Here is a 330-nt window from a genome sequence, read left to right on the forward strand (position 1 = left end):
CGTCCACGATGTGCAGCCTGGCGCGGATGATGGTGGCGTCCGCGCCCTTGCGCTCGGGCGTGATGTTCAAACCGAACACCGCGTCCAGATCGATCGGGCGCAGCGCGAAATCGGTGATTTCCTTCGGGGTGATCGGCCAGGTGAAGCGCACCGACTGGCCCGGTGCCAGCGTCTCCAGGTCCTTCAGCATCAGGCCGTCGACAGGATTGCGCCGCAGCTGCTTTTCCTTGCCCGAGTGGCGGTCCACCAGGCGCACGGCCGGGCCACGCTTGCGCAGGAAGGCCACCGGCAGCGACACATTGTTGCGGCCGCTGTTGCGCAGTTCCAGCT

The 330-nt window shown here is 66.7% G+C and carries 1 protein-coding gene; it reads right to left on the reverse strand.

Annotated elements, in window-relative coordinates:
- On the reverse strand, positions 1-330 hold a 330-nt coding region (locus DBR34_RS17295), incomplete at both ends, for a hypothetical protein (RefSeq protein ID WP_219928329.1).

It is taken from the genome of Stenotrophomonas sp. HMWF003 (assembly GCF_003061285.1).
Lineage (GTDB): Bacteria > Pseudomonadota > Gammaproteobacteria > Xanthomonadales > Xanthomonadaceae > Stenotrophomonas > Stenotrophomonas maltophilia_AP.